Source organism: Chryseobacterium sp. Marseille-Q3244, assembly GCF_940807095.1.
GTDB lineage: Bacteria > Bacteroidota > Bacteroidia > Flavobacteriales > Weeksellaceae > Chryseobacterium.
The window spans coordinates 160,001-162,500 of sequence record NZ_CALNWX010000009.1; the positions used below are offsets into that span (position 1 = coordinate 160,001).

At 45.1% G+C, this 2,500-nt stretch carries 2 tRNA genes and 2 rRNA genes (1 of these 4 only partly in view); all 4 read right to left on the minus strand.

The window, feature by feature from the left end:
- A 23S ribosomal RNA gene (locus NBX25_RS16780) occupies nucleotides 1-66 on the minus strand (it extends 2,694 nt beyond the left edge of the window).
- 198 nt (nucleotides 67-264) lie between these two features.
- Nucleotides 265-338, minus strand: a tRNA-Ala gene (locus NBX25_RS16785).
- A gap of 87 nt (nucleotides 339-425) precedes the next feature.
- Nucleotides 426-499 (minus strand) — tRNA-Ile (locus tag NBX25_RS16790).
- 197 nt (nucleotides 500-696) lie between these two features.
- Nucleotides 697-2,213: ribosomal RNA gene (locus tag NBX25_RS16795) — 16S ribosomal RNA — on the minus strand.
- The 16S and 23S rRNA genes sit together here with 2 tRNA genes alongside, the layout of an rRNA operon.
- Nucleotides 2,214-2,500 lie beyond the last annotated feature (287 nt).

A 2,500-nucleotide genomic window follows, 5' to 3' on the forward strand; every position in this document is an offset into this window, starting at 1 on the left:
GCTTACCACGTCCTTCGTCGCCTCTGAAAGCCTAGGCATCCGCCATACGCCCTTAACGATTTCTTTCCTAATATTAAATTAGTTCAGTATTTTTTTGATAAACTCTCGTCTATCGATATTTTTATAAACTCGGCACTCGAAAGTGCTCGGTTATCTCTTTGTGATGTCTTTACCGTTAATGTCAATGATCTTTATCTATTTCTGATCTAATTCGCAAATATTGTTTTTGGCTCTATTTGCTTTTTTAAAATTAAACCATCGATGTGGAGAATAAGGGAGTCGAACCCTTGACCTCCTGCGTGCAAGGCAGGCGCTCTAGCCAGCTGAGCTAATTCCCCCTCTAGTAGACTTCAGATTTTAGATCTCAGATTACAGACTTTATGGTCTGACATCTGATGTCTTATATCTTCCCGTCTTATAATTAGTAGTCTCGGGCAGGCTCGAACTGCCGACCTCTACATTATCAGTGTAGCGCTCTAACCAGCTGAGCTACGAGACTCTGTTATGAGTAATTAGTGATGAGTAATAAGTAATACTTCTTGCTCCTCTTCATTCCCCAATCTCTTTCCCTAATACTAATTTCTAGTGGGTTTTGTATTTTTAATATAATCAACCAAACAAAAAACTAAAGCTTGAACTTTAAGTAAGTTCTGTATCTTGCGATACTAATTTTTTTATCGTCTTTAAGACGCTCTAAAATGAGATGTTCCAGCCGCACCTTCCGGTACGGCTACCTTGTTACGACTTAGCCCTAGTTACCTGTTTTACCCTAGGCAGCTCCTGTTACGGTCACCGACTTCAGGTACCCCAGACTTCCATGGCTTGACGGGCGGTGTGTACAAGGCCCGGGAACGTATTCACCGCGCCATGGCTGATGCGCGATTACTAGCGATTCCAGCTTCATAGAGTCGAGTTGCAGACTCCAATCCGAACTGAGACCGGCTTTCGAGATTTGCATCACATCGCTGTGTAGCTGCCCTCTGTACCGGCCATTGTATTACGTGTGTGGCCCAAGGCGTAAGGGCCGTGATGATTTGACGTCATCCCCACCTTCCTCTCTACTTGCGTAGGCAGTCTCACTAGAGTCCCCAACTTAATGATGGCAACTAGTGACAGGGGTTGCGCTCGTTGCAGGACTTAACCTAACACCTCACGGCACGAGCTGACGACAACCATGCAGCACCTTGAAAAATGTCCGAAGAAAAGTCTATTTCTAAACCTGTCATTTCCCATTTAAGCCTTGGTAAGGTTCCTCGCGTATCATCGAATTAAACCACATAATCCACCGCTTGTGCGGGCCCCCGTCAATTCCTTTGAGTTTCATTCTTGCGAACGTACTCCCCAGGTGGCTAACTTATCACTTTCGCTTAGTCTCTGAAGCTTGCGCCCCAAAAACGAGTTAGCATCGTTTACGGCGTGGACTACCAGGGTATCTAATCCTGTTCGCTCCCCACGCTTTCGTCCATCAGCGTCAGTTGTTGCTTAGTAACCTGCCTTCGCAATTGGTGTTCTAAGTAATATCTATGCATTTCACCGCTACACTACTTATTCCAGCTACTTCAATAACACTCAAGACCTGCAGTATCAATGGCAGTTTCACAGTTAAGCTGTGAGATTTCACCACTGACTTACAGATCCGCCTACGGACCCTTTAAACCCAATAAATCCGGATAACGCTTGCACCCTCCGTATTACCGCGGCTGCTGGCACGGAGTTAGCCGGTGCTTATTCGTATAGTACCTTCAGCTACTCTCACGAGAGTAGGTTTATCCCTATACAAAAGAAGTTTACAACCCATAGGGCCGTCGTCCTTCACGCGGGATGGCTGGATCAGGCGCTAACCCATTGTCCAATATTCCTCACTGCTGCCTCCCGTAGGAGTCTGGTCCGTGTCTCAGTACCAGTGTGGGGGATCACCCTCTCAGGCCCCCTAAAGATCGCAGACTTGGTGAGCCGTTACCTCACCAACTATCTAATCTTGCGCGTGCCCATCTCTATCCACCGGAGTTTTCAATAAAAAACGATGCCGTTTCTTATATTATGGGGTATTAATCTTCCTTTCGAAAGGCTATCCCCCTGATAAAGGCAGGTTGCACACGTGTTCCGCACCCGTACGCCGCTCTCAAGATCCCGAAAGATCTCTACCGCTCAGCTTGCATGTGTTAGGCCTCCCGCTAGCGTTCATCCTGAGCCAGGATCAAACTCTCCATTGTATGTTTGTCTGACTCACTCAAAGTTTTTTAACGCTTTAGTTTTTCCTTACTTGGTTGTTATATTGTATGTCAATGATCTTTATATCTTTCGCTTTTCAACGAAGCAATCTTTCTGTCAGTGTCGCTCCGTATTTGCGAATGCAAAAGTAAAACTTTATTTTGATTCGACCAAATGTTTTGAAAGAAAATTTTAAAGTTTTTTAAGTAACCTTAACCTCTTTCCTAACCCTCAATCCCTCTACTCCTGCGCTCCCTTAATTGGGACTGCAAAGATACAAACTTTATTT